The following is a 23,732-nucleotide window of genomic DNA, read 5'->3' on the forward strand; positions in this document are numbered from 1 at the left end:
TTACAAACATTACTAATTCAACAAATTAAATTAAAATGGCTCATAACATTAAACCTGGAGTTGCAACAGGTAAAGAAGTTCAAGAAATATTCAAATTAGCTAAAGAAAAAGGATTTGCTCTACCTGCTGTAAACGTTATAGGATCTAATACAATTAATGGTGTTTTAGAAACTGCTGCAGCTTTAAATGCACCAGTTATAATTCAATTCTCTAATGGTGGCGCACAATTTAATGCTGGAAAAGGGTTAAGCAACGATGGTCAAAAAGCAGCAATTGCTGGAAGTATTGCTGGTGCAAAACACGTACACTTAATGGCAGAAGCTTATGGCGTTCCTGTAATCTTACACACAGACCATTGTGCAAAAAAATTACTACCTTGGATAGATGGACTTTTAGATGCTAGTGAGCAGCATTTTAAAGAAACAGGTAAACCACTTTACAGTTCACATATGATTGATTTAAGTGAAGAACCTTTAGAAGAAAACATCGAAATTTGTAAAGAATACCTTGCTAGAATGAGTAAAATGGGTATGACTTTAGAAATAGAACTTGGTATAACTGGCGGTGAAGAAGATGGTGTAGACAATAGTGATGTAGACGAATCTAAACTTTACACACAACCAGAAGAAGTTGCATATGCTTATGAAGAGTTAAGCAAAGTAAGTGACCAATTTACAATAGCTGCTGCTTTTGGTAATGTACATGGTGTTTACAAACCAGGAAATGTAAAGTTAACACCAAAAATCCTTAAAAACTCGCAAGAATATATTTCAGAAAAATATAATTTACCGCATAACCATATTGATTTTGTATTCCATGGTGGATCAGGATCTACTTTAGAAGAAATTAGAGAAGCTATTGGTTACGGTGTTATTAAAATGAATATCGATACAGATATGCAATATGCATTTATGTCTGGTATTAGAGACTATATGGGCGAAAAAGCAGATTATTTAAAATCTCAAATTGGTAGTCCTGATGGACCAGATTCTCCTAATAAAAAACACTACGATCCACGTGTTTGGTTACGTAAAGGTGAACAAACTTTTGTAGAACGTCTTAAAAAAGCTTTTGAAGACTTAAATAACGTTAACACGCTTTAAGACTTTAAACACTTAATTATTAAATCCTGCTAATCCTATTAAATATGGATAATTAGCAGGATTTTTTTGTGAAACATTAAATTTTAAAAGGTTAAATAATTGTATTTTTTGAGATTAAATAATAAAAACAGTAATTTTGTAAGCTTAATTATCAAAAAAACTAACTAATAGCATAAGCAGTTTAATTAATAAAAATAATTAAGTTGCAAACTAAAATTATAAATCAATATGGCTTGGTTTAAAAGAAAAGAAAAAGGTATACAAACCACAACAGAACAAAAAAAAGATACTCCTAAAGGTCTTTGGTATAAATCTCCTACTGGTAAAATTGTAGATTCTAAAGAATTAGAAAAAAACTTTTACGTAAGTCCAGAAGATGGTTACCATGTAAGAATTGGAAGTAAAGAATATTTTGAAATTTTATTTGACGATAATAAATTTAAAGAGTTAGATGCAAACTTAACATCTAAAGATCCTTTAAATTTTGAAGACACAAAAAAATATCCAGATCGTTTAAAAGCTGCCGAAAAGAAAACTAACTTAAAAGACGCAGTTAGATGTGCAGTTGGTAAATCTAAAGGTAAAGATCTAGTAATAGCATGTATGGATTTTGCTTTTATTGGTGGATCTATGGGAAGTGTTGTAGGAGAAAAGATTGCACGTGCTGCAGACTATGCGCTAAAACACCAATTACCTTTTATGATTATTTCTAAATCTGGTGGAGCACGTATGATGGAAGCAGCATTATCATTAATGCAGTTAGCAAAAACTTCAGCAAAACTAGGTCAGTTGGCAGATGCTGGTTTACCTTATATATCGTTATGTACAGATCCAACAACAGGAGGAACAACAGCTTCTTTTGCTATGCTTGGAGATATAAACATTGCTGAACCTGGTGCTTTAATTGGGTTTGCAGGACCAAGAGTTGTTCGTGATACTACAGGACAAGAATTACCAGAAGGATTTCAAACCTCAGAATTTTTATTAGAACATGGTTTCTTAGATTTTATTACACATCGTAGAGAATTAAAAAATCAAGTCAATAAATACATAGATTTAATAACAAACCAGCCTTTAAGAGCTTAATGTTCAAAATCTAGAAAAACTAAAAAAAGACCTTATTAAATAAGGTCTTTTTTTTAACCTCTAAGTAGATAAATAAAAAAAGTTGTTCCAATATCTACTACACTTTTAACTTCAATAAATCCTCCTAAAGATTCTACATGATTTTTAGTAATAAATAATCCAACACCTGTTGCATCGGTATTATAATGAAATGTCTTATATAAACTAAATAATTTGTTTCCAAACTTTTTTAAATCAAGTCCAAGTCCATTATCACAAATTTTTAAGACAATATATTTACCTTCATATTTACAATCAATATTTACCTGAAGTTGTCTTTTTAAGGATCTGTACTTTATTGCATTAGTAAGAAAGTTTAAGATAATACTATCTAAATAAGCCGGTATTGCTTTAACTTTAAAATCTTCGGTTACCTTATTAACAATTTTGCTATTCGCATTTTTTGCTAAGGCGCTAACATTATAAATAGATTTGTCAATATATTCTTTAAGGTTTAATGATTGTAAATCGGAATAATTATGAGATTTTATTTTTGCTATATCTGTTAAATGACTAACCGTTTCGCTTAGATTAATAACAGAATCTTTTAACATTAAAAACTCTTCTTTATCAATTATTTCTGGTAAATCTTGAGCAATAAAGCTAACTAAAGTATTTAAATTATAAGCATGAGTTTTAAGATTATGAGTTATGATTTCGGCAAAATCACTTAATTTATCATTTTGTTCTTTTGCTATATCTAACATAGATTTTAGCTTTAACTCACTATTTATTAGTTTAGAAATATCTGAAATTTGAGAAATAAAATAAATAGGTCTATGATCATCATCTCTCACTAAAGAAACACTAAGTCTTGCCCATAAAACATGACCATTTTTATGAAAATAACGCTTATTCATTGCGTAATTTTCTATTTTCCCATCTAGTAAAGAATTCATCTTTTTTAAATCCTTTTTAAGATCGTCTTTATGTGTAATTTCTTTAAAAGTCATTGCATACAATTCGGACTCAGTATAGCCTAATGTATTTAAAATACTACCATTTACTTTTATCCAATCTCCTTTTAATCCTACAATAGCAATGCCTTCTTTGGCATGAGTAAAGATATTTTCAAAGAGTTTTCCTTTTATAGACTTTAAACTCTTAGTCATAATTTATTGATTTATAGCAATATAAAATTAAAGCTAGTAAGATTAGTATCAAAGAATTATTTTAATTTTTATTTAACAAGCACAAAAAATTAAAGCATAACATTTTTTATCAAATACAGACATATTATATATTATTAAGTATTGTTTTCAATAAAAATACCTATATTTGCCGCTCGAAAGATAGACTTTCGTGTACATAACAATCATTTACAATAATATTAGAATGTATTTATCAAAAGAAAAGAAAGAAGAAATCTTCGCAAAACACGGTAACAGTAAAACAAATACTGGTTCTGCAGAAGGACAAATTGCATTATTCACTTACAGAATAAACCACTTAACAGAGCACTTAAAACAAAATCGTAAAGATTTTAATACAGAGCGTTCTCTAGTAAAATTAGTAGGTAAGCGTCGTGCGCTTTTAGACTATCTTACTAAAAAGGATATCATGAGATACCGTGCAATTGTAAAAGAATTAGGATTAAGAAAATAATCAAAAAGAGGCTTCGCGCCTCTTTTTTTCATTTATAACAACTCATTCGTTTGAGTATAACTAACGGATTTTGAAGAAGCTAATTATAGTTTTTCATTGGTCAAAACAACAACTACACACAACAACAACACAACGACCATTGTTTAATTAGAATTAAAAAATTTATGATTCCACAAACTTACAAAGAGGTCATAGACCTTGGTGACGGTAGAGAAATCTCTATCGAAACCGGAAAATTAGCAAAACAGGCACATGGTTCTGTTGTTGTACAATCTGGTAAATGTATGCTATTATGTACAGTAGTATCTAACTACAAAGCTGCAGACGTAGACTTTTTACCATTAACAGTAGATTACCGCGAAAAATTTGCTGCTGCTGGACGTTATCCAGGTGGATTCTTCAAAAGAGAAGCAAGACCAAGCGACGGTGAAGTATTAACTATGCGTCTTGTAGACCGCGTGTTACGTCCTTTATTTCCAAAAGACTATCACAGCGAAACACAAATCATGATACAATTAATGTCTCATGACCCAGAAGTTATGCCAGATGCTATGGCAGGATTAGCTGCTTCTGCTGCAATCCAGTTGTCAGACATTCCGTTTGAAGCGCCAATTTCAGAAGTAAGAGTTGGACGTATTAATGGCGAATTTATCATCAACCCAACATTAGCACAATTAGCAGAATCTGATATCGATATGATGATTGGTGCATCTGCAGACTCTGTAATGATGGTTGAAGGTGAAATGGATGAAATTTCTGAAGAAGAAATGACAGAAGCTATCAAAGCTGCTCACGAAGCGATTAAAGTACAGTGTGAAGCTCAAACTAGATTAGCCGAAGCATTTGGTAAAAAAGAAACTAGAGAGTACGAAGCAGAAAGAGCAGACGAAGACTTAGCTAAAAAGATCCATGATATGGCATACGACAAAGTATATGCTGTAGCTAAAGCAGGATCTTCTAAACAAGAACGTGGTGCTGCATTTGCCCAAATTAAAGAAGAAATAATCGCAACTTTTTCTGAAGAAGAAATTGAAGATTATGGAGACTTAATCTCTAAATACTACAGCAAAGCAGAAAAAGCTGCTGTACGTGATTTAACTTTAAACGAAGGTTTACGTCTTGATGGTCGTAAAACTACCGAAATTAGACCAATCTGGTGTGAAGTAGATTATTTACCATCTACACACGGATCTTCTATTTTCTCTCGTGGTGAAACACAAGCATTGGCAACCGTAACTTTAGGAACAAGTAGAGAAGCAAACCAAATAGATATGCCATCTTTTGAAGGTGAAGAGCGTTTCTATTTACATTATAATTTCCCTCCATTTTCAACAGGAGAAGCAAGACCAATAAGAGGTACTTCAAGACGTGAAGTTGGACATGGTAATTTAGCGCAACGTGCATTAAAAGGTATGGTACCAGAAGACTGTCCTTATACTGTACGTGTAGTTTCAGAAATTTTAGAATCTAACGGTTCTTCTTCTATGGCAACCGTATGTGCTGGTACTATGGCATTAATGGATGCAGGTGTACAAATGAAAAAACCTGTTTCTGGTATTGCAATGGGATTAATTACCGATACAGAATCTGGTAAATACGCTGTATTATCTGATATTTTAGGAGATGAAGATCACTTAGGTGATATGGACTTTAAAGTAACTGGTACTGCAGATGGTATTACAGCTTGTCAAATGGACATAAAAGTTAAAGGATTATCTTACGAGATTTTAGTAAATGCACTAAAACAAGCTCGTGATGGTCGTTTACACATCTTAGGTAAATTAACAGAAACAATTTCTGAACCTAATGCAGATGTTAAAGGTCACGCTCCAAAAATGGTAACAAGACGTATACCTAATGAGTTTATTGGAGCACTTATTGGTCCTGGCGGAAAGAATATTCAAGAATTACAAAAAGAAACAGAAACAACTATCGTTATTAACGAAGATCCTGTTACAGAAGAAGGTATTGTTGAAATCTTAGGTGTTGGATCAGAAGGAATTGATGCTGTTTTAGCGCGTATCGATGCCATGTTATTTAAGCCTCAAGTTGGAAGTGTTTACGAAGTTAAAGTAATTAAAATGTTAGATTTTGGAGCTGTTGTAGAATACACAGAAGCACCAGGAAACGAAGTTTTATTACATGTAAGCGAATTAGCTTGGGAACGCACAGAAAATGTATCTGATGTTGTAAATATGGGAGATGTATTTGATGTAAAGTACTTTGGTGTAGACGCTAGAACTAAAAAAGACAAAGTATCTCGTAAAGCACTTTTACCAAAACCTGAAGGTTATAAAGAAAGAGCTCCAAGAGACAACAAAGGTGGAAATCGTGATAACAAAGGACGTGACAATCGCAATCGTGATAACCGTCGTGACGATAAAAAACCAAGAGACAATAAAAAGGAAGATTAACAAATAATTTATCCTTAATAAAAAAACCTCGCAATCTAATTGCGAGGTTTTTTTATGGTTTATTCAAAATATACAGCGATTAAATTCACTAATTGTCACCGACAACCTGTCACTATTTAAGAATTAATTAACATAACACATTTTACATATCCTTAATTATTAACACATTACACTGTTAATTCTTTAAGGATATGTAATAATTCTTTTCAAACTCAAAAAAATTTAAATCCAATAATCTATTTGGCACTGTCGCATAGTGTTTGTGGCTTTATTAGTACTGACAAAAATTTAAAATTAAAAAATGAAAGTATTAGTAATAGGCGCAGGTAATATGGGATTAACGTATTCTGAAGGAATGTCAAATTCGACATTATTAGGAAAACATAATCTAAAAATTTACGATACCGATCCTAAAAAAATAAAAACGCTTAATAAACAACCTCAGTTTGATGTTTATGATAATTTAGAAGATAGTCTTCCAAAATCAGATATCATATTTATTGCTGTAAAACCATATCATAGTGAAGATTTATTTTCTAAAATGAAACCACTAATTAATGACCAACAAATATTTGTGTCTTTAATGGCTGGAGTAACTATAGATACAATTAAAGATCAATTAAATGCAAAAAAAGTAGTAAGAGCAATGCCTAACTTACCAGCAAAAGTTGGTAAAGGTGTCACATCTTATACTGAATCTGAAGCTGTTTCTAAAATTGAATTAATCATGGTTAGAAACCTTTTAGATACTACAGGTACTTCTATTCATGTGAATACCGAAAAATTTATCGATGCCTCTACAGGAATTTCTGGTAGTGGACCAGCATATGTATTCTATTTTATGCAATCTATGTTAGAAGCTGCATTAAAAATGGGCTTCTCAGATTACGATTCTAAAGTATTAGTAAGTAACACTTTTGAAGGAGCAATAGAGCTGTTTAATCAATCCAATTTATCACCAGAAGGCTGGATAGATCGTGTAGCTTCTAAAGGCGGAACAACACAAGCTGCTATAGATAGCATGGAAGACAATAATGTAAAACAGCTAATACAAGATGCTGCTTATGCTGCTTTTGATAGAGCTGTAGAATTAGGTAAAGACAAATAAAATGGAAGACGATATTAAAAAGATTGTAGTAAAAGTAGGTACGAACGTACTGACCAATAAAGACAACAGAATTTTAGGTCCAGTATTAAGAGAATTGGTCCGTCAAATTTCTGTTTTAAATGAAAGAGATATCAATGTCGTCTTAGTATCTTCAGGATCAGCAATAGCTGGAAAAGAAGTTTTAGGAGAAATTAAAGCAACAGACAAATCTACACGACGACAAATATATTCTTCTGTTGGACAACCACGATTAATGCGTCATTACTACAGTATTTTCCACGATTATGGTATGCGTTGCGCTCAGGTTTTAGCAACTAAAAGAGATTTTGACGCTGGTAAACACCGCGAAAATATGATTAATTGTTATCAAGGCTTATTAGCTGAAGGAGTTACACCAATTGCTAATGAGGATGATGCTGTTTCACTAAGCATGTCTATGTTTTCAGATAATGATGAGTTAGCAAGTTTAGTAGCAGAATTGATTGATGCTGATAGATTAATTATTTTATCTGATACCGACGGTTTATATACTGGTCATCCAGATGATGAAGATTCAGAAAAAATTACCGAAGTCACCGTTGATCAAAATGTAGAAAAATACGTAAAAGCTTCTGGTAAAAAAGAAGGCGAAGGTCGTGGTGGCATGGCTTCAAAATTAAAAATAGCCAAAGGAACCGCAAAAAAAGATATTCCTACATACATCGCCAATGGTAAAAGAGAAAATGTAATTGTAGACATTGTAGACGATAAAGAAATAGGAACAAAGTTTATTCACTAAAAAAATTGAAAAATGAAATTATTAGATAAAGACATAAAAAATAAAGTTCTAGATTCAATGATTAATATTATTGATAAAGAACGACATCAAATTATAGCCGAAAACAAAAAAGATTTAGACGCTTTTGATAAAGAAGACCAAGCATTATACGACCGTTTAGTTGTTGACAATGCAAAGGTTGATGGTATGATAAAAGCTATAAAAGAAGTTAGAGATCAAGAAGATCCTGTAGGACAAACTATCTCTGATTTAACTTTAAATAGCGGACTTAAAGTCACCAATAAAACAGCGCCATTTGGAACTATTCTTATCATTTATGAGTCTAGACCAGATGTAACTATAGAAGCTGCTGTTTTAGCCTTTAAAGCCAATAATAAAATCTTATTAAAAGGTGGTAAGGAAGCAGTGAACAGTAATATTATTTTAGAAAAATGCTGGCATCAAGCTTTAGAAGACAATGGATTATCAAAAAATTGGATTAAATTATTACATTTAAAAAGAGAAGAAACTCAAGATTTCTTAAAAAACCCACCAGAAAAAATAGATTTAATCGTACCGCGTGGTGGAGAACGCTTAATTAAATTTGTTAAAGACAATGCGACTTGCGCTGTATTAATTAGCGGTAGAGGTAACAACTTTTTATACGTTGCAGAAGACGCAGATTGGTTAAAAGCAGTAAAAGTAATTGTTAATGCTAAAACCGATAAAATTTCTGGTTGTAACGCACTTGATAAAGTTTTAATTGACAAAAATATTCCTGAATACGAAAAGAAAGTACACGAGTTAGAAACCATGTTACACAAACTTGGCGTGGATATTTTAGTTGATAAAAATGTAAGTGAAATTCTTCCAAATGAAACTCAAGTAAAAGATAACAACGTTTGGTATGAAGAGTTTTTAGCAATGAAAATTATGCTAGCCGAAGTTAATAATGAAGATAGCGCTATCGAAATGATCAACACATATTCTGGCGGTCATTCAGCAGCAATTATTACAGAAAATAAAAATATAGCAAAAAAATTTATGCAACAAGTAGATAGTGCTGCTGTTTACCATAATGCCTCTACCCGATTTACAGATGGTGGACAAATGGGCGTTGGCGCAGAACTTGCCATTAGTACAGACAAATTACACCATCGTGGTCCATTAGGATTAAAGCAATTAGTCACCAATAAATACTATGTCTTTGGCGATGGACATATACGTATAAATTAATATTTTTAAAAAAAATATATTTTTTTGTAACAAAAAGAAACATCTGTACGTATAACTATTGATAGCAAAATATTCACATAGAAATTATCACTTTATTTTTAGATGAGACAACTTAAAATCACGAAGCAGGTTACTAATAGAGAAACTGCTTCCTTAGACAAGTATCTTCAAGAAATTGGTAAGGTAGACCTTATTACTGCAGATGAAGAAGTAGAGTTAGCACAACGTATAAAGGCTGGAGACCAAGTTGCATTAGAAAAACTAACTAAAGCAAATTTACGTTTCGTAGTATCTGTAGCTAAACAATACCAAAACCAAGGTTTAACATTACCAGATTTAATTAACGAAGGTAATTTAGGTCTTATCAAAGCTGCACAACGTTTTGACGAAACTCGTGGATTTAAATTTATATCTTACGCTGTTTGGTGGATTAGACAATCTATATTACAAGCATTAGCAGAACAATCTAGAATTGTACGTTTACCATTAAACAAAATTGGTTCTATTAACAAGATTAATAAAACCTTCGCCTTTTTAGAGCAAGCACACGAACGTCCACCAAGTGCAGAAGAAATTGCAAAAGAGTTAGACATGACTATTAACGATGTTAAAGAGTCTATGAAAAACTCTGGTCGTCACGTAAGTATGGATGCGCCTTTAGTAGAAGGTGAAGACTCTAACTTGTATGATGTACTTAACTCTGGAGAATCACCAAACCCAGACAAAGAATTATTACATGAATCTTTACGTACAGAGATTGAGCGTGCTTTAGAAACCTTAACACCTCGTGAAGCAGATGTAATTAGACTATACTTTGGTTTAGGTAATCAACATCCAATGACTTTAGAAGAAATTGGAGAAACTTTTGACCTTACTAGAGAACGTGTAAGACAAATTAAAGAAAAAGCTATACGTAGATTAAAACATACGTCTAGAAGTAAAATATTAAAAACATACTTAGGATAATAAGTACGTTTTTTACCTCAACAAACAGTTAATCATAACTGTTCGTTTTTTGATTGATGAAAGAACCCGAAGCTGATTACTTCGGGTTTATTTTTTACTGTAACATCAACATAAATATTTGTTGCTTCTTGGATAATAGCTATTTTTGTCTAAACAAAACAACACAACAATAATGTCTAAAAAATTAATTGCGCCTTCTTTGCTTGCAGCAGATTTTGGCAACTTACAACGTGATATAGAAATGGTTAATTCTAGTGAAGCAGACTGGTTTCATATAGATATAATGGATGGTGTTTTTGTACCAAACATTTCTTACGGAATGCCTGTATTAAAAGCAATTTCTAAACACGCTAAAAAAACTATTGATGTACACTTAATGATTGTAGATCCTGATAGATATATAAAAACCTTTGCCGATTTAGGAAGCGATATCTTAACAGTTCACTACGAAGCTTGCACGCATTTACACAGAACCATTCAAGCAATTAAAGCAGAAGGCATGAAAGCTGGTGTAGCGCTAAATCCGCATACCAACATAAATGTCTTAGAAGATATAATTAACGATATTGATTTAGTGTTAATCATGAGTGTTAATCCTGGTTTTGGAGGACAAAGCTTCATAGAAAACACATACAACAAAGTAAAGCAATTAAAGCAACTAATAGCAGATAAAAATACCAACGTCATTATTGAAATTGATGGAGGCGTAACCAATAAAAATGCAAAACAATTAGTAGATGCTGGTGCAGATGCTCTTGTAGCTGGAAGTTATGTGTTTAAAAGTGATAATCAATTGGAAACAATTAAAGATTTAAAAGCATTAGCTAACTCATAAAAAACAGATAAAGGCTACCAATTGGTAGCCTTTATCATTATTAACCCAAAACCAACTTTAGTATTGATCTAATAAATATTTAATTAGATCTGTTGTAGTAACAATCCCTACTAAAATTCCGTTTTCTAATACTGGTAAGGCATGAAACTCTTTTTCTGCTAAAATCTCTGCAACTTCTTTAATTGTAGTTTCACTTGTTACAGTAACAAGTTTTTTTGCCATTACCTGTTCTATTGTAAACATATTATATACAATGGTATCTACTTCTGTTGCATACTCATCTGTTGCATCTGCAAAGCTAATACGAAGTAAATCTGTATAACTTAACATACCAATAATCTGATGACCTGATACTACTGGAATATGTCTAATTTTATTCTTTTTAAATAAACTTTCAGCTGTTTCTAAATCATCTGTTGTCTGTAATGCTATAACATTACTTGTCATTATATCTTTAACAGGCGTACGTTTTTTCATCTTAATAGAGCTTTAAATTCACTATTAAAATTACTTTATTATTTCTACTAAAATTATGACAAATATCAGCTATCTAATAATTAGCAAAATTAAAATTTAGCATACGTTTCACCATTGCATACAATTCTGGAAATTGAGAGTTAAATTGTTCTGGAGTTTCAATAAAAGACTCTATAACAACAGATAAAAATTCAAATTGATTAGTATACGCATAAGCTCTAAAATACTTAGAGTTTACAACGTTTTGTTTATAGTTTGGATTGGTTTCTAAAAAATGAGCTATATCTGAAAATCCATTAATAAATATCGCTGCTTTTAAACCTTTTTGGTTTAAACAATCTAAATGCATAGCATGGACAAACTCATGGATAGCAACATTAAAATTATCGTTTTCTATAGAATACCCGTGTAATACGTCTTCCCAAGACAATATAATTGCTTTGTACGACGGATTAAATTCTCCCTTATGTAAATTTTGATTAAGCTTAGAAAAAAATGCTTCAGGATACAATAACACTTTATCCAACAAGCCTATTTTATAATTTCTAAATCCAAAATTTAACATCGTTGCTGTTGCTGCAATTATAATTTTCATCTCTTCGGTAATCTTTAATTCCTGTTTACCTATAAATTGATTTTGATTAATAAAAACAGCCACTCGATGTTCGAAATACGATTGATATTTTGGACTTAATTTAGAGTAAAATGAATATTGATTTTTTAATATAGAAAGCTGTAATGGTGTTAATCTTTTTAATCTAAAATAAAAATGATTAAACACTGGTTTTCTATATTTTGAAACATATAAAAATTGAAATAAACGTTGTAATCTATAAATAATAAATAACAAGATTAATACGACTCCAATTGGTATTATAAACTTATATATTAAATAGGCTTCAAACTCTTCTTGTTGTTTGGTTTGAAATAATAATTGCAATAGCATTAAATAGCGATTTTAGAGGTGTTTTTTTTTGCCTTGAATAAGCTGAGTAAAACTAGCTTAAAAAACACAATATTTTACATCGTAAAATTATATTTACGAATTAATTGTGACTGCGACAGGAGTCGAACCTACAACCGCTGGAGCCGAAATCCAGTGCTCTATCCAATTGAGCTACGCAGCCATTTTGTTTTAAGCTAGTTTTGCTTTTACAATTGTAGAAATGGTTTTTCCATCTGCTCTACCAGCTAATTCTTTACTTGCCATTCCCATAACTTTTCCCATATCTTTCATGCCTTCTGCTCCAGTTTTGGTGATTATATCTTCTACTATTTGCGCAATTTCTTCTTCACTTAACGCTTCCGGTAAAAATTGCTCAATGACCTTAGCTTCTTCTAATTCTGGCTCTGCTAAATCTTCTCTACCTTGTTCTATATATACCGCAGCACTATCTTTACGTTGCTTAACTTGTTTTTGTAATAATTTAAGCTCTTGCTCTTCAGTTAAGTCTTCTTTTGCTCCGCTTTCGGTTTGAGCTAAAAGAATTGCAGATTTTACAGCTCTTAATGCTGTTAATGCTGTTTGATCTTTACTTTTCATTGCCTCTTTTAAGGCTACCATTACTTTTGCTGATAAACTCATTATTTTTTACTTTTTTTTGATTTACGAAGATACTAAAAGTGATTAGATGACAAGATAAAAAAACCCGAAAAGCCTAAGAGCATTTCGGGTTTTTAAAGATTAAAACTTAGTCCATTAATCTACATTATCATGTAAAAAAGAATTGTTGTTTCTTAATTGAATTTCGTCATTCTCATCTACACCTAAAGTTGTTCTTGAGATACTATTATCTGAAGAATGTTGACTATTATCTAATTCTAATCCTTGACGTTTATAGGCTGGCACTTTTTCTATATCGTCAATTTTTGAAGTATTAAATTTATAGTTAAAACTTTTCATTTTTTGTCTACGCTCTTCTGCTCTACTTTTTAATAGCTCTGATATAGGCGTATTCATTGGATCTATTTCAGTTTCTGTAGCTACTTCTTTTGTTGTATTAGATTCTGTCTCTAAGGTCTTTTTTTCAAAAACAATCTCTTCTTCTTCCTCTACTTTTGTAGTAACATTAATTGCAGATTCTACAGTTTCGTAATCATCTAATGCATAACGTTTTTCTCCAGTTTCGGTATTTTCTGTAACTGGAATAACTTCTACAAAATCGTTAACTTCTACATTTGCAACGTCTTGAGATAAATCCATAATTATTGGTCCTTCATCTTCTTCTGTTACCGGAGCAATTGTTGGCTCTTCCGAAATTGGCATATCAAAACTCAACATTGTTTGTTGTTTGTTTTGTGGTGCGTCTTCTTTAATTTCAGGAGTTTCAGTTTCTTTTGCTGTTGAAGTAATGTTAAACTCTTGATTTTCGTCTAAATTAACATCTACTTCATAGTAAGTAACGTTTAAGTTTTTTATAAACTCGCTTGTTGGAATTATTTCTCTTTCGTCTACGGTTTGTTTCTTGATTTGGTCCATTTCAAAAGTAGAAAGAGATGGATTTGCTTTTGGCGCAATTTCTTCTTCCTCGTCTTCTATCTCTAAAGTATGTTTTACAATAGGATTTTCTTTTTTCTCTTCAAGTTCTATATTGGGCAAAATAATAGCAGGATTTGCATCGTTTCCTGTTAAATCTTGCTCCATATTTTGATCATCTTCTAATGCATGAATTACTTTTTTTGCTTCTGTATTAGAGATTTCGTTTTGCTGTTCTACATCAAATCCTGTTGCAATAACTGTAACAGAAATTGACTCTTCTAAACTTTCGTCCTCACCAACACCCATAATAATGTTAGCGCCATGACCAGCTTCATTTTGGATGTGATCGTTAATTTCTCCAATCTCGTCAATAGTAATTTCTTGAGCTCCAGAAACGATAAGCAACAATACGTTTTTGGCTCCAGTAATTTTATTATCGTTAAGTAATGGCGAATCTAATGCTTTTGAAATTGCTTCGTGCGCACGATTTTGTCCTGCAGCTGTTGCAGATCCCATGATTGCTGTACCACTATTACTTAAAACCGTTTTTGCATCACGCAAGTCAATGTTTTGTGTATAGTGATGTGTAATTACTTCTGCAATACCACGTGCTGCAGTTGCTAAAACTTCGTCTGCTTTAGAAAAACCAGCTTTAAACCCTAAATTACCGTAAACTTCACGTAATTTATTGTTGTTTATAACTACTAAAGAATCTACTTCTTTACGAAGTCTTTCTATTCCTATTTGAGCTTGTTCGTTACGCATTTTTCCTTCAAACTGAAATGGCATCGTTACAATTCCTACTGTAAGGATATCTAAATCTTTAGCCATTTTTGCAATGATTGGCGCAGCTCCTGTTCCTGTTCCTCCGCCCATTCCTGCAGTGATAAATACCATTTTTGTGTTGGTATCTAACATCATTTGTATGTCTTCAAAACTCTCTACAGCTGCTTGTTCACCAACGTTTGGATTTGCGCCTGCACCTAATCCTTCTGTTAGGTTTACTCCTAATTGAATTTTATTAGGTACGCCACTATTTTGTAATGCTTGCGCATCTGTATTACAGATTACAAAATCTACGCCTTTAATTCCTTGTTGGAACATGTGGTTAATGGCGTTACTACCGCCACCACCAACACCAATAACTTTGATGACGTTTGATTGATTTTTTGGTAAATCAAATGCGATGCTTTCGAATTCGTTGTTGCTCATAAATTCTATTTTTACTGGATCAATTCTTATTTTATAGCGACTTTTTACTTTCGCTTTTTATTCTTTTTTTATTCTGCGTTATCTAAAAAGTCTTTTACTTTTTCGGTTAACTTGTCTAAAAACGACTTGCGTTGTTTTTTTGGTACTTCTATTTGTTCTTCTTCAGGCTTTTCTTCGTTTTCTTCAATTACTGCCTGAATTTCTTCTTCTATTATTGCTTCTGCTTTTTTACGGTCTTGACGTTTTAAACCATCCATTACTAATCCTACAGCTGTAGCAAATAATGGACTAGTTATTGCATCGTCACTATCTCCTGCTAAATGCTCGTTAGGATAGCCTATTCTAGTATCCATTCCTGTGATATACTCTACTAACTGTTTTAAATGCTTTAATTGACTACCACCACCTGTAAGTACTATTCCTGCAATTAATTTCTTTTTTTGTTCTTCGTGACCGTAATTTTTTATCTCGACATATACCTGTTCTATAATCTCTACAACTCTGGCATGTATTATTCTAGACAGGTTTTTTAAGGTAATTTCTTTTGGATCACGACCTCTTAATCCTGGAATTGAAACAATTTCGTTATCCTTATTTTCTCCTGGCCATGCACTACCAAATTTTATTTTAAGTAATTCGGCTTGTTTTTCTATAATAGAACAACCTTCTTTTATGTCTTCTGTTATTACATTTCCTCCAAAAGGTATAACTGCTGTATGACGTATTATACCGTCTCTAAAAATGGCTAAATCTGTTGTTCCTCCACCTATATCAATCAAAGCTACTCCAGCTTCTTTTTCTTCTTGACTTAATACTGCATTTGCACTTGCTAAAGGCTCTAATGTGATTCCGTCTAAATTTAAACCAGAACTTTGTACGCATCGACCAATATTTCTAATTGACGATACTTGACCAACTACGACATGAAAATTAGCTTCTAATCTACCACCATACATACCTATTGGTTCTTTAATTTCGGCTTGACCATCTACCTTATATTCTTGTGGTAATACGTGAATAATTTCTTCTCCTGGAAGCATTACCAACTTATGTACTTGGTTTATTAGTCGCTCTATATCTTCTTCATCTATTACAGTCTCACTATTTGGTCTAGTAATGTAATCGCTATGCTGTAAGCTTCTAATATGTTGTCCTGCAATACCTACAGTAACATCTTCTATTTTGGTTGCTGCAGCTGCTTCTGCTTCTTGTACAGCAATTTGAATAGATTGTATGGTTTGCGTAATATTATTTACTACACCACGATGTACGCCTAAGCTTTTGGATTTACCTATGCCTAAAATTTCTACTTTACCATATTCGTTTTTACGACCGATCATGGCTACTATTTTAGTAGTTCCTATATCTAATCCTACTGCAATGTTTTGTTCCATAACTTATGCTTTTGTACAAACAACTTGGTTGCCAAATTGCAAGTTTACTTTACTGTATTTATCTAAACTTTTATCTTTTGAAGCTTTAATATAAAAAGCTTTAAGATTATTTATTTTATTTTCTAGTCGTTTTAAATCTCCTACTATAACATCAAACTTTGTTTGTCTTAATTTTAGTATGATGGTATTTTGTTTTGTTTGATGTATTTGTATAACATTTTGCTTTAAAAAGTTATCTTTTAATACAAAATCTGCTATTTGATACACCATATCAAGATTGTTTTTATCTACAGATCCTGTAACAATTGGAACACGTTCTGTATAGTTTTTAGAAAGCGGCATAATGCCACCATTGCTATCTATATAGTAATTTTGACTACTAATTACTCTAGCAATAGGAGTTTTTTGCATTACTTCGGCAGTTAATTTGCCTTCAACATTTACGTAAACCTCTGCAAACTCGATAATTGGATTTGCATTTAGCGTCTGCTCTAAACCATTCAAATCTAAAGTTTCTTTAGACGTATTTGTCACACCTTCTTGATTTTGTATTAACAATTTACTAACAGCCTCTTGCGTGATAAACAGGTTTTTATTACCTAAGAATTGAATGTTTGGTTTAGACACTTGGCGCTTTGTATTTCTAGCTGAAGAAAATGCATACAAAAACACTACTAAAATTAGTAGAACTATCATTTTTATGTAATTCCAATTAATTTTCATGTACTAATAGTGCTTGTTTTATTTTTGAAACTTCTGCACCAATATCGCCTGCACCAATGGTTAAAACGACATCTGCATTACTTTGCTTTATTTTTGAAATTAAATCTACTTTACTGACTAATTCTTTATTTTCATTTTCTATCAAACTCAACAACCAACTTGATGTTACACCTTCTATTGGCAACTCTCTTGCTGGATATATATCTAACAGCATAATTTGATCAAATTGCGATAAGCTTTTAGCAAATTCTGCTGCAAAATCTTGTGTTCTAGAAAATAAATGTGGCTGAAATACCGCCAATACTTTCTTTTCTGGATACATTTCTCTTACTGCTTGATGTACAGCATTGATTTCTTCAGGATGATGTGCGTAATCATCTATAAATACAAAATTTTCTGTTTTTATTTGATACGTAAACCTGCGTTTTACACCTTTATAGGTTGCTAAAGCTTTGGCGAGCTGATTGGTTGGGAGACCATATTCTACAGACATCGCCAGAGCTACTAAAGCATTAGACAAATTATGTCTACCTGGTAGGTTAAATTCTATATTTTTAAGTGTTGTATTTGGTGTTTTTACATCTAATACATACGTCCCGTTTTCTATTTTTATATTTTGAATGGAATAATCTGCATCATCTTCAATTCCATAAGTAATTCCTTCAATTGGTAAACCATTTTTAACAAAAAGCTTTCCGTTAGGTTTTAGTTTTTTAGTGAAATCTTTAAACGATTGTACTAATTGCGAAGCATCTCCATAAATATCCAAATGGTCTGCATCCATTGAAGTAATAGCAGCCATATCTGGACTTAAGGTTAAAAACGAACGATCAAATTCGTCTGCTTCGACAACTGAAACTTCACTTCCGTTTAGGATTAAATTAGAGTTGTAGTTTTCGCTAATTCCGCCTAAAAACGCTGTTAATTCTACATTACAAGATTTTAATAAATGACCTAAAATACTTGTTGTTGTAGTTTTACCATGCGTACCTGCAACTGCTAAACAAAACGTATTTTCTGTTATAATTCCTAAAATTTCTGAGCGTTTTAGTACTTTATAATTACTGTTTTTAAAATACGTTAATTGCTTATGGTCTTTTGGTATTGCTGGTGTATATACTACTAATGTTGTCTCTGGATTTAAAAACTTTACATCTAAATTATCTACAGAATCTTCAAATACTATATCTATTTGCATCTGGGATAATGCATCCGTAATGTCTGTTTTAGTTTTATCGTAACCTGCTACATGTTTATTTTGCGACTTAAAAAATCGCGCAATTGCAGACATACCAATACCTCCAATACCGACAAAATAAATGTTATGTATGTTGTTTAAATTCATTATTTATTTAGAAGTTTTTCAACTTCGCCTACAATATCTTTAGTAGCATTAACTAATGCTAATTGCTTAATATTATTACTTAATTGTTCTTGTTTTTCTAAGTTAGCTACTAATTGTCCAAACTTATTTTTAAAGTCTACCTTTAAATCTTCTTGAGCAATCATAATTGCTGCATTTTGACTAACAATTGCCGATGCATTTTTAGTTTGGTGATCTTCTGCCACATATGGAGAAGGCACAAAAACTGTTGGTTTACCAACTATACACAATTCGCTAACAGATCCTGCTCCTGCTCTAGAAATAATAAAATCTGCTGCAGCGTAAGCATAATCCATTTTGTTTATAAACTGATGTACTTGTACATGCTTTGTATTACCGTATAATTTATACGTTTGATAATACAGCTTACCACATTGCCAAATGATTTGAAGGTTTAAGGTTTGCAAGTAATCTAATTCTCTTTCGATTAATTGATTTATAGCTCTTGCTCCTAAACTTCCGCCTAAAACTAGAAGTGTTTTTTTACCTTCAACTAAATTAAAATGCTTTATTGCTTCTTCTTTTTTAGAAGAAATATCTAATAAATCTTGTCTTACTGGATTACCTGTTTTAATTATTTTTTCTTCCGGAAAAAAGCGTTCTAAATTATCGTAAGCCACACAAATTTTATCTACTTTTTTAGATAATAACTTATTGGTAATTCCTGGATAAGAGTTTTGCTCTTGTATTAAACATGGTATTCCTTTAGAAGCCGCAACTTGCAATAATGGTCCGCTAGCAAATCCACCTGTACCTATTGCTACGTCTGGCTTAAACTGTTTTACAATTTTTCTAGCATTCCATAAACTACTAATTAACTTAAAAGGAAACGATAGATTTTTAAGCGTTAATTTTCTTTGTATTCCAGAAATCCACAACCCTTTAATATTATATCCAGCTTGTGGTACTTTTTCCATTTCCATTCGGTCTTTTGCTCCAACAAACAAAATTTCAGAATCTGGATAACGCTGTTTTATCTCGTTAGCGATTGCAATAGCAGGATAAATATGTCCTCCTGTTCCGCCACCACTTAAAATAAATTTATATGTTTTTGATTTTTGATTCACTGTCTTAAATCGTTTCTGAAAGAATTTCTAATGGATTTTCACTATCGTCTTTCGCTTCTTTTTCTTTTATTTCTTCTCGTTTTGCACTAACGCTTAATATAATTCCTATTGCCATACAAGTCATCCAAATACTTGTTCCTCCGCTACTAATTAATGGTAATGTTTGTCCTGTAACCGGAAAAAGCTCTACCGCTACAGCCATATTAATCATTGCTTGAAATATAATGGGCAACCCAACACCAAGCACCACTAATTTGCCAAAAATAGTATCTGCTTTTTGGGATACGATGACAATTCTAAATAACAACCAGAGGTATAACACCATTAAAAACAATCCTCCGATAAGTCCATATTCTTCAATAATTATTGCAAAGATGAAATCTGATGAAGATTGTGGTAAAAAATTCTTCTGAATACTTTTACCTGAACCCAATCCAACAACGCCACCAGAAGCGATTGCTATTTTAGCTTTTTCAATTTGATAATCTTCTTCTGTATCTTCACCGTTTGCAAAATTTTCTACTCTGCTCATCCATGTATCAACACGGTTTGGCATTGCATCTGGAAAGGCTTTAGCTATAAGTATAAAGAAGACTAACCCTAACAATCCTGCCATTCCCATTACGACAAGATATCTTAATGGGTAACCTCCTAAAAACAACAACATAACAGACATTACAAATATGATTGCTGTTGTAGAAAAATTAGACGGTAATATTAAAGCCAATACAACAAAAACTGGAATCCATAATGGTAAAATAGAATCCTTAAAAGATATTGTTTTATCTTTTATTTTTGACAAGTATCTAGCAATATAAACCATTAATACTACTGATGCCAAGGTAGATGTTTGAAAGGACATGTTAATAAACGGAATACGTATCCATCTACTAGCATTTGCGCCTTCTATTGTTGTTCCCTGAAGCATTGTTACTATTAAAAGCACAAAAACTAGAGGCATCATTACCATTGACAAACCTCTAAAATATCTATACGGAATTTTATGAACGCCGTACATAATTGCAAAACCTAAAATTAAATGCATAAAATGCTTTACCAAAAATGCAAATGTATTGCCGCTACCACCAACATATGCCAAATTACTAGCAGCGCTATACACAGGTAAAAATGAAAATATCGCCAACAGCGCAACTATTGCCCAAATTAGCTTATCTCCTTTTATGTTATTTAATAAATCGTTTTGCATTATTTACTATAAGTTTCTTACAGCGTCTTTAAATTGTCTTCCTCTATCTTCGTAATTTTCAAATAAATCAAAGCTTGCACAAGCTGGTGACAATAATACATTATCTCCAGATTCAGCAATTTTATAGGCTATTTTTACTGCTTCACTCATATACTCAGTTTCTACAATAATATCTACCATAGAACTAAAGTTTTGCATAAGCTTCACATTATCTTTTCCTAAACAGATGATAGCCTTTACTTTTTCGTTTACAAATTGAAATAACTCTGTATAGTCATTACCCTTATCTACGCCACCAACAATCCAAACCGTTGGCGCATCCATACTTTCTAAAGCAAAATATGTTGCATTAACATTGGTTGCTTTAGAATCGTTTATGTATTGCACTTTGTTAATTTTAAGTACTTGCTCTAAACGATGCTCTACACCTTGAAAGTTTTCTAAACTCTCACGAATAGTTTGTTTTCTAATTTTTAATAAATGTGCTACTGTAGAAGCCGCCATAGCATTTTTAATGTTGTGCTTACCTTCTAGAGCAATGTTTTTTGTTGGCATAATTATCTTGTTGTTATTTATTGTTATTATTATATTTTCATTGTTCAAATACGCACCATTTTCAATTGTTTTTGTTAATGAAAATGGTAATAATGTAGATTGAATTGGATGCTTTTTTAAATAGTCTGAAATCACTTCATCATCTGCATCATAAATCAAATAATCGTCTTTTGTTTGATTTTGAGCTATTCTGAATTTTGATGCGATATAGTTTTCGAATTTGTAATCGTAACGATCTAAATGATCTGGAACAATATTGGTGATTACTGCAATTTTTGGATTAAAATTGAAACAACCATCCAACTGAAAACTACTTATCTCTAGCACATAATTATCATAATTATGCTCTAAAACTTGCTTAGCAAAACTATCGCCAATATTACCAGCTAACCCAACATTAAGTTCTTGTTTTAACAAGTGATGTGTTAACATAGACGTTGTTGTCTTACCATTACTACCTGTAATTGCAACTATTGTTGCACCTGTAAACTGGCTTGCAAATTCTATTTCAGAAATTACGGGAATACTTTTCTCTAAAAGTGCTTTTACTATAGGTACTTTATCTGGTATTCCTGGGCTTTTCATAACTACATCTGCATTTAAAATTTTAGCTTCTGTATGTTGTTGATCTTCCCATTCAATCTCATTATGTATAAGAACTTCTTTATATTTTTCTTTTATTTTTCCCTTATCGGAAACAAAAACTTCATAGCCTTTTTCTTTTGCTAAAAGCGCTGTTCCTACGCCGCTTTCTCCTGCTCCTAATACAACTAATCGTTTCATTTTTTTATTGAGTCACTTCGATAAGCTCAGTGTGACATTTTTAATTTATTATCTCAGCTTTAACGTAACTATTGAAATGATTGCTAAGAAAATTCCAACAATCCAAAATCGTGTCACTATTTTACTTTCGTGATAGTTTTTCTTTTGATAATGATGATGTAAAGGCGACATTAAAAATATGCGTCGACCTTCGCCATATTTCTTTTTTGTGTACTTAAACCAGCTTACTTGCAGGATAACTGATAAAGATTCTGCAAAGAAAATTCCGCATAACACAGGAATCAATAATTCTTTACGAACAGCGATTGCTATTACTGCAATGACACCACCAATTGTTAAACTTCCTGTATCACCCATAAACACTTGAGCCGGATATGTGTTGTACCATAAAAACCCTATCAATGCTCCAACAAAAGCAGAGGTGAAAATTACCAACTCGCCTAACCTTGGTATGTACATGACATTTAAGTAATCTGAAAAAACAATATTACCAGAGATAAACGCAAAAATGGCTAGCGCAAAAACTATTATCGCACTACTTCCTGCTGCTAAACCATCTATACCATCAGTTAGATTTGCACCGTTAGACACTGCTGTTATTATAAAAATTACGATTGGTATAAAAATTAACCACGCGTACTTTGCATAATCATCGCCAAGCCAAGTAATTAATTTTGAGTAATCAAACTCGTTATCTTTTACAAACGGAATAGTTGTTAAAAGCGATTGCTCTTCTGGATTAAACTCTCGCGGTGAATTTTGAGTGATTTTTTCAGTCTCAAATTGCGGATTAATTTTTTCTTGCTTAATCGTAACTCCTGGATGAAAATACATCACAGCACCAACAAATAAACCTAAACCTACTTGCCCCATTACTTTAAACTTACCGCTTAAGCCTGCCTTATCTTTTTTAAAGACTTTTATATAATCATCTGTAAAACCAACCGCGCCCATCCAAAGTGTTGTAACAATTAGCATGATTACATAAATATTATCCAATCTTGCTAATAATAACACAGGTATCAAAGTCGCTAAAATGATAATGATTCCTCCCATAGTTGGTGTACCAGCTTTTTGCATTTGTCCCTGCAAACCTAAATCTCTTACCGATTCTCCAACCTGCTTTTTTTGAAGCATAAGGATTATTTTTTTTCCGAAAATAGTAGAAAACAACAACGACAAAATGATTGCTAAAGCGGCTCTAAATGTGATAAATTGAAACACACTTGCACCTGGCATTTGGTATTGTTCTTCTAAAAATTCGAATAAATAGTATAACATTCTTTATTTATTTTTTGCTGC

General features: G+C 32.0%; 21 protein-coding genes and 1 tRNA gene. 9 read left to right on the plus strand and 13 right to left on the minus strand.

What is annotated here, in order from left to right; translation table 11 throughout:
• Positions 1 to 35 precede the first annotated feature (35 nt).
• Complete coding sequence (gene fbaA, locus IFB02_RS03365; RefSeq protein ID WP_106686920.1) at positions 36 to 1,103, plus strand: class II fructose-bisphosphate aldolase; 1,068 nt, start codon at positions 36 to 38, stop codon at positions 1,101 to 1,103.
• 228 nt (positions 1,104 to 1,331) lie between these two features.
• A complete protein-coding gene (gene accD / locus IFB02_RS03370) occupies positions 1,332 to 2,189 on the plus strand; it encodes an acetyl-CoA carboxylase, carboxyltransferase subunit beta (RefSeq protein ID WP_106686919.1) in 858 nt (285 codons plus the stop codon).
• Positions 2,190 to 2,242: 53 nt separating this feature from the next.
• Here the strand turns inward: accD and IFB02_RS03375 are convergent, their stop codons facing one another.
• Complete coding sequence (locus tag IFB02_RS03375; protein WP_106686918.1) at positions 2,243 to 3,340, minus strand: sensor histidine kinase; 1,098 nt, start codon at positions 3,338 to 3,340, stop codon at positions 2,243 to 2,245.
• A gap of 223 nt (positions 3,341 to 3,563) precedes the next feature.
• On the opposite strand from IFB02_RS03375, the gene rpsO reads away from it, so the two are divergent.
• From rpsO to rpe, 7 genes are all read left to right on the plus strand, one after another.
• Complete coding sequence (rpsO, locus tag IFB02_RS03380) at positions 3,564 to 3,833, plus strand: 30S ribosomal protein S15 (protein ID WP_106686917.1); 270 nt, start codon at positions 3,564 to 3,566, stop codon at positions 3,831 to 3,833.
• A 164-nt stretch (positions 3,834 to 3,997) separates the two neighbouring features.
• The gene (locus tag IFB02_RS03385) at positions 3,998 to 6,247 is read left to right on the plus strand and encodes a polyribonucleotide nucleotidyltransferase (protein WP_106686916.1); all 2,250 of its coding nucleotides are present in this window, start codon (positions 3,998 to 4,000) and stop codon (positions 6,245 to 6,247) included.
• A gap of 301 nt (positions 6,248 to 6,548) precedes the next feature.
• Positions 6,549 to 7,355 (plus strand): pyrroline-5-carboxylate reductase, encoded by an 807-nt coding sequence (gene proC, locus IFB02_RS03390; RefSeq protein ID WP_191073050.1) that lies wholly within the window; start codon positions 6,549 to 6,551, stop codon positions 7,353 to 7,355.
• A 1-nt stretch (position 7,356) separates the two neighbouring features.
• Positions 7,357 to 8,133, plus strand: a complete 777-nt coding sequence (gene proB / locus IFB02_RS03395; RefSeq protein ID WP_106686914.1) for a glutamate 5-kinase — start codon at positions 7,357 to 7,359, stop codon at positions 8,131 to 8,133.
• A gap of 12 nt (positions 8,134 to 8,145) precedes the next feature.
• Positions 8,146 to 9,348: a glutamate-5-semialdehyde dehydrogenase gene (locus IFB02_RS03400; protein WP_191073051.1), complete on the plus strand. Its 1,203-nt coding sequence runs from the start codon at positions 8,146 to 8,148 to the stop codon at positions 9,346 to 9,348.
• Between the two features lie 102 nt (positions 9,349 to 9,450).
• On the plus strand, positions 9,451 to 10,314 hold the full coding sequence (locus IFB02_RS03405; RefSeq protein ID WP_053971370.1) for a sigma-70 family RNA polymerase sigma factor: 864 nt from the start codon (positions 9,451 to 9,453) through the stop codon (positions 10,312 to 10,314).
• A 172-nt stretch (positions 10,315 to 10,486) separates the two neighbouring features.
• On the plus strand, positions 10,487 to 11,149 hold the full coding sequence (gene rpe, locus IFB02_RS03410) for a ribulose-phosphate 3-epimerase (protein ID WP_106686912.1): 663 nt from the start codon (positions 10,487 to 10,489) through the stop codon (positions 11,147 to 11,149).
• A gap of 57 nt (positions 11,150 to 11,206) precedes the next feature.
• Here the strand turns inward: rpe and IFB02_RS03415 are convergent, their stop codons facing one another.
• The 12 genes from IFB02_RS03415 to mraY all read right to left on the minus strand — a co-directional run bounded on the left by IFB02_RS03415 (position 11,207) and on the right by mraY (position 23,711).
• On the minus strand, positions 11,207 to 11,626 hold the full coding sequence (locus tag IFB02_RS03415) for a CBS domain-containing protein (RefSeq protein WP_106686911.1): 420 nt from the start codon (positions 11,624 to 11,626) through the stop codon (positions 11,207 to 11,209).
• A gap of 73 nt (positions 11,627 to 11,699) precedes the next feature.
• On the minus strand, positions 11,700 to 12,572 hold the full coding sequence (locus IFB02_RS03420; protein WP_191073052.1) for a zinc-dependent peptidase: 873 nt from the start codon (positions 12,570 to 12,572) through the stop codon (positions 11,700 to 11,702).
• A 107-nt stretch (positions 12,573 to 12,679) separates the two neighbouring features.
• Positions 12,680 to 12,753: transfer RNA gene (locus IFB02_RS03425), tRNA-Arg, on the minus strand.
• A gap of 8 nt (positions 12,754 to 12,761) precedes the next feature.
• Positions 12,762 to 13,211, minus strand: coding sequence for a GatB/YqeY domain-containing protein (locus tag IFB02_RS03430; RefSeq protein ID WP_191073053.1), 450 nt, complete (start codon positions 13,209 to 13,211; stop codon positions 12,762 to 12,764).
• A 114-nt stretch (positions 13,212 to 13,325) separates the two neighbouring features.
• Entirely contained in the window at positions 13,326 to 15,317 is a 1,992-nt protein-coding gene (ftsZ, locus tag IFB02_RS03435) for a cell division protein FtsZ (protein WP_191073054.1), read from the minus strand.
• A 68-nt stretch (positions 15,318 to 15,385) separates the two neighbouring features.
• Complete coding sequence (gene ftsA / locus IFB02_RS03440) at positions 15,386 to 16,711, minus strand: cell division protein FtsA (RefSeq protein ID WP_106686907.1); 1,326 nt, start codon at positions 16,709 to 16,711, stop codon at positions 15,386 to 15,388.
• A 3-nt stretch (positions 16,712 to 16,714) separates the two neighbouring features.
• Positions 16,715 to 17,407: a cell division protein FtsQ/DivIB gene (locus tag IFB02_RS03445; RefSeq protein WP_223878868.1), complete on the minus strand. Its 693-nt coding sequence runs from the start codon at positions 17,405 to 17,407 to the stop codon at positions 16,715 to 16,717.
• A gap of 16 nt (positions 17,408 to 17,423) precedes the next feature.
• Entirely contained in the window at positions 17,424 to 18,779 is a 1,356-nt protein-coding gene (gene murC, locus IFB02_RS03450) for a UDP-N-acetylmuramate--L-alanine ligase (RefSeq protein ID WP_106686905.1), read from the minus strand.
• Positions 18,779 to 19,885 (minus strand): undecaprenyldiphospho-muramoylpentapeptide beta-N-acetylglucosaminyltransferase, encoded by a 1,107-nt coding sequence (murG, locus tag IFB02_RS03455; RefSeq protein ID WP_106686904.1) that lies wholly within the window; start codon positions 19,883 to 19,885, stop codon positions 18,779 to 18,781. The genes murC and murG overlap by 1 nt, the downstream gene beginning before the upstream one ends.
• Positions 19,886 to 19,889: 4 nt before the next feature.
• The gene (locus IFB02_RS03460; protein ID WP_106686903.1) at positions 19,890 to 21,092 is read right to left on the minus strand and encodes an FtsW/RodA/SpoVE family cell cycle protein; all 1,203 of its coding nucleotides are present in this window, start codon (positions 21,090 to 21,092) and stop codon (positions 19,890 to 19,892) included.
• 6 nt (positions 21,093 to 21,098) lie between these two features.
• On the minus strand, positions 21,099 to 22,430 hold the full coding sequence (gene murD, locus IFB02_RS03465; protein WP_106686902.1) for a UDP-N-acetylmuramoyl-L-alanine--D-glutamate ligase: 1,332 nt from the start codon (positions 22,428 to 22,430) through the stop codon (positions 21,099 to 21,101).
• Between the two features lie 48 nt (positions 22,431 to 22,478).
• On the minus strand, positions 22,479 to 23,711 hold the full coding sequence (gene mraY / locus IFB02_RS03470; protein WP_027881023.1) for a phospho-N-acetylmuramoyl-pentapeptide-transferase: 1,233 nt from the start codon (positions 23,709 to 23,711) through the stop codon (positions 22,479 to 22,481).
• Between the last annotated feature and the right edge of the window lie 21 nt (positions 23,712 to 23,732).

The organism is Mesoflavibacter profundi, from assembly GCF_014764305.1.
In the GTDB taxonomy this organism is placed as follows: domain Bacteria; phylum Bacteroidota; class Bacteroidia; order Flavobacteriales; family Flavobacteriaceae; genus Mesoflavibacter; species Mesoflavibacter profundi.

What these genes read in the sequence shown, in the direction of transcription:
- fbaA (WP_106686920.1), top strand. Translation starts at nt 36, where the DNA reads ATGGCTCATAACATTAAACCTGGAGTTGCAACAGGTAAAGAAGTTCAA.
- accD (WP_106686919.1), top strand. Translation starts at nt 1,332, where the DNA reads ATGGCTTGGTTTAAAAGAAAAGAAAAAGGTATACAAACCACAACAGAA.
- IFB02_RS03375 (WP_106686918.1), bottom strand. Translation starts at nt 3,340, where the DNA reads ATGACTAAGAGTTTAAAGTCTATAAAAGGAAAACTCTTTGAAAATATC.
- rpsO (WP_106686917.1), top strand. Translation starts at nt 3,564, where the DNA reads ATGTATTTATCAAAAGAAAAGAAAGAAGAAATCTTCGCAAAACACGGT.
- IFB02_RS03385 (WP_106686916.1), top strand. Translation starts at nt 3,998, where the DNA reads ATGATTCCACAAACTTACAAAGAGGTCATAGACCTTGGTGACGGTAGA.
- proC (WP_191073050.1), top strand. Translation starts at nt 6,549, where the DNA reads ATGAAAGTATTAGTAATAGGCGCAGGTAATATGGGATTAACGTATTCT.
- proB (WP_106686914.1), top strand. Translation starts at nt 7,357, where the DNA reads ATGGAAGACGATATTAAAAAGATTGTAGTAAAAGTAGGTACGAACGTA.
- IFB02_RS03400 (WP_191073051.1), top strand. Translation starts at nt 8,146, where the DNA reads ATGAAATTATTAGATAAAGACATAAAAAATAAAGTTCTAGATTCAATG.
- IFB02_RS03405 (WP_053971370.1), top strand. Translation starts at nt 9,451, where the DNA reads ATGAGACAACTTAAAATCACGAAGCAGGTTACTAATAGAGAAACTGCT.
- rpe (WP_106686912.1), top strand. Translation starts at nt 10,487, where the DNA reads ATGTCTAAAAAATTAATTGCGCCTTCTTTGCTTGCAGCAGATTTTGGC.
- IFB02_RS03415 (WP_106686911.1), bottom strand. Translation starts at nt 11,626, where the DNA reads ATGAAAAAACGTACGCCTGTTAAAGATATAATGACAAGTAATGTTATA.
- IFB02_RS03420 (WP_191073052.1), bottom strand. Translation starts at nt 12,572, where the DNA reads ATGCTATTGCAATTATTATTTCAAACCAAACAACAAGAAGAGTTTGAA.
- IFB02_RS03430 (WP_191073053.1), bottom strand. Translation starts at nt 13,211, where the DNA reads ATGAGTTTATCAGCAAAAGTAATGGTAGCCTTAAAAGAGGCAATGAAA.
- ftsZ (WP_191073054.1), bottom strand. Translation starts at nt 15,317, where the DNA reads ATGAGCAACAACGAATTCGAAAGCATCGCATTTGATTTACCAAAAAAT.
- ftsA (WP_106686907.1), bottom strand. Translation starts at nt 16,711, where the DNA reads ATGGAACAAAACATTGCAGTAGGATTAGATATAGGAACTACTAAAATA.
- IFB02_RS03445 (WP_223878868.1), bottom strand. Translation starts at nt 17,407, where the DNA reads ATGATAGTTCTACTAATTTTAGTAGTGTTTTTGTATGCATTTTCTTCA.
- murC (WP_106686905.1), bottom strand. Translation starts at nt 18,779, where the DNA reads ATGAATTTAAACAACATACATAACATTTATTTTGTCGGTATTGGAGGT.
- IFB02_RS03460 (WP_106686903.1), bottom strand. Translation starts at nt 21,092, where the DNA reads ATGCAAAACGATTTATTAAATAACATAAAAGGAGATAAGCTAATTTGG.
- murD (WP_106686902.1), bottom strand. Translation starts at nt 22,430, where the DNA reads ATGAAACGATTAGTTGTATTAGGAGCAGGAGAAAGCGGCGTAGGAACA.
- mraY (WP_027881023.1), bottom strand. Translation starts at nt 23,711, where the DNA reads ATGTTATACTATTTATTCGAATTTTTAGAAGAACAATACCAAATGCCA.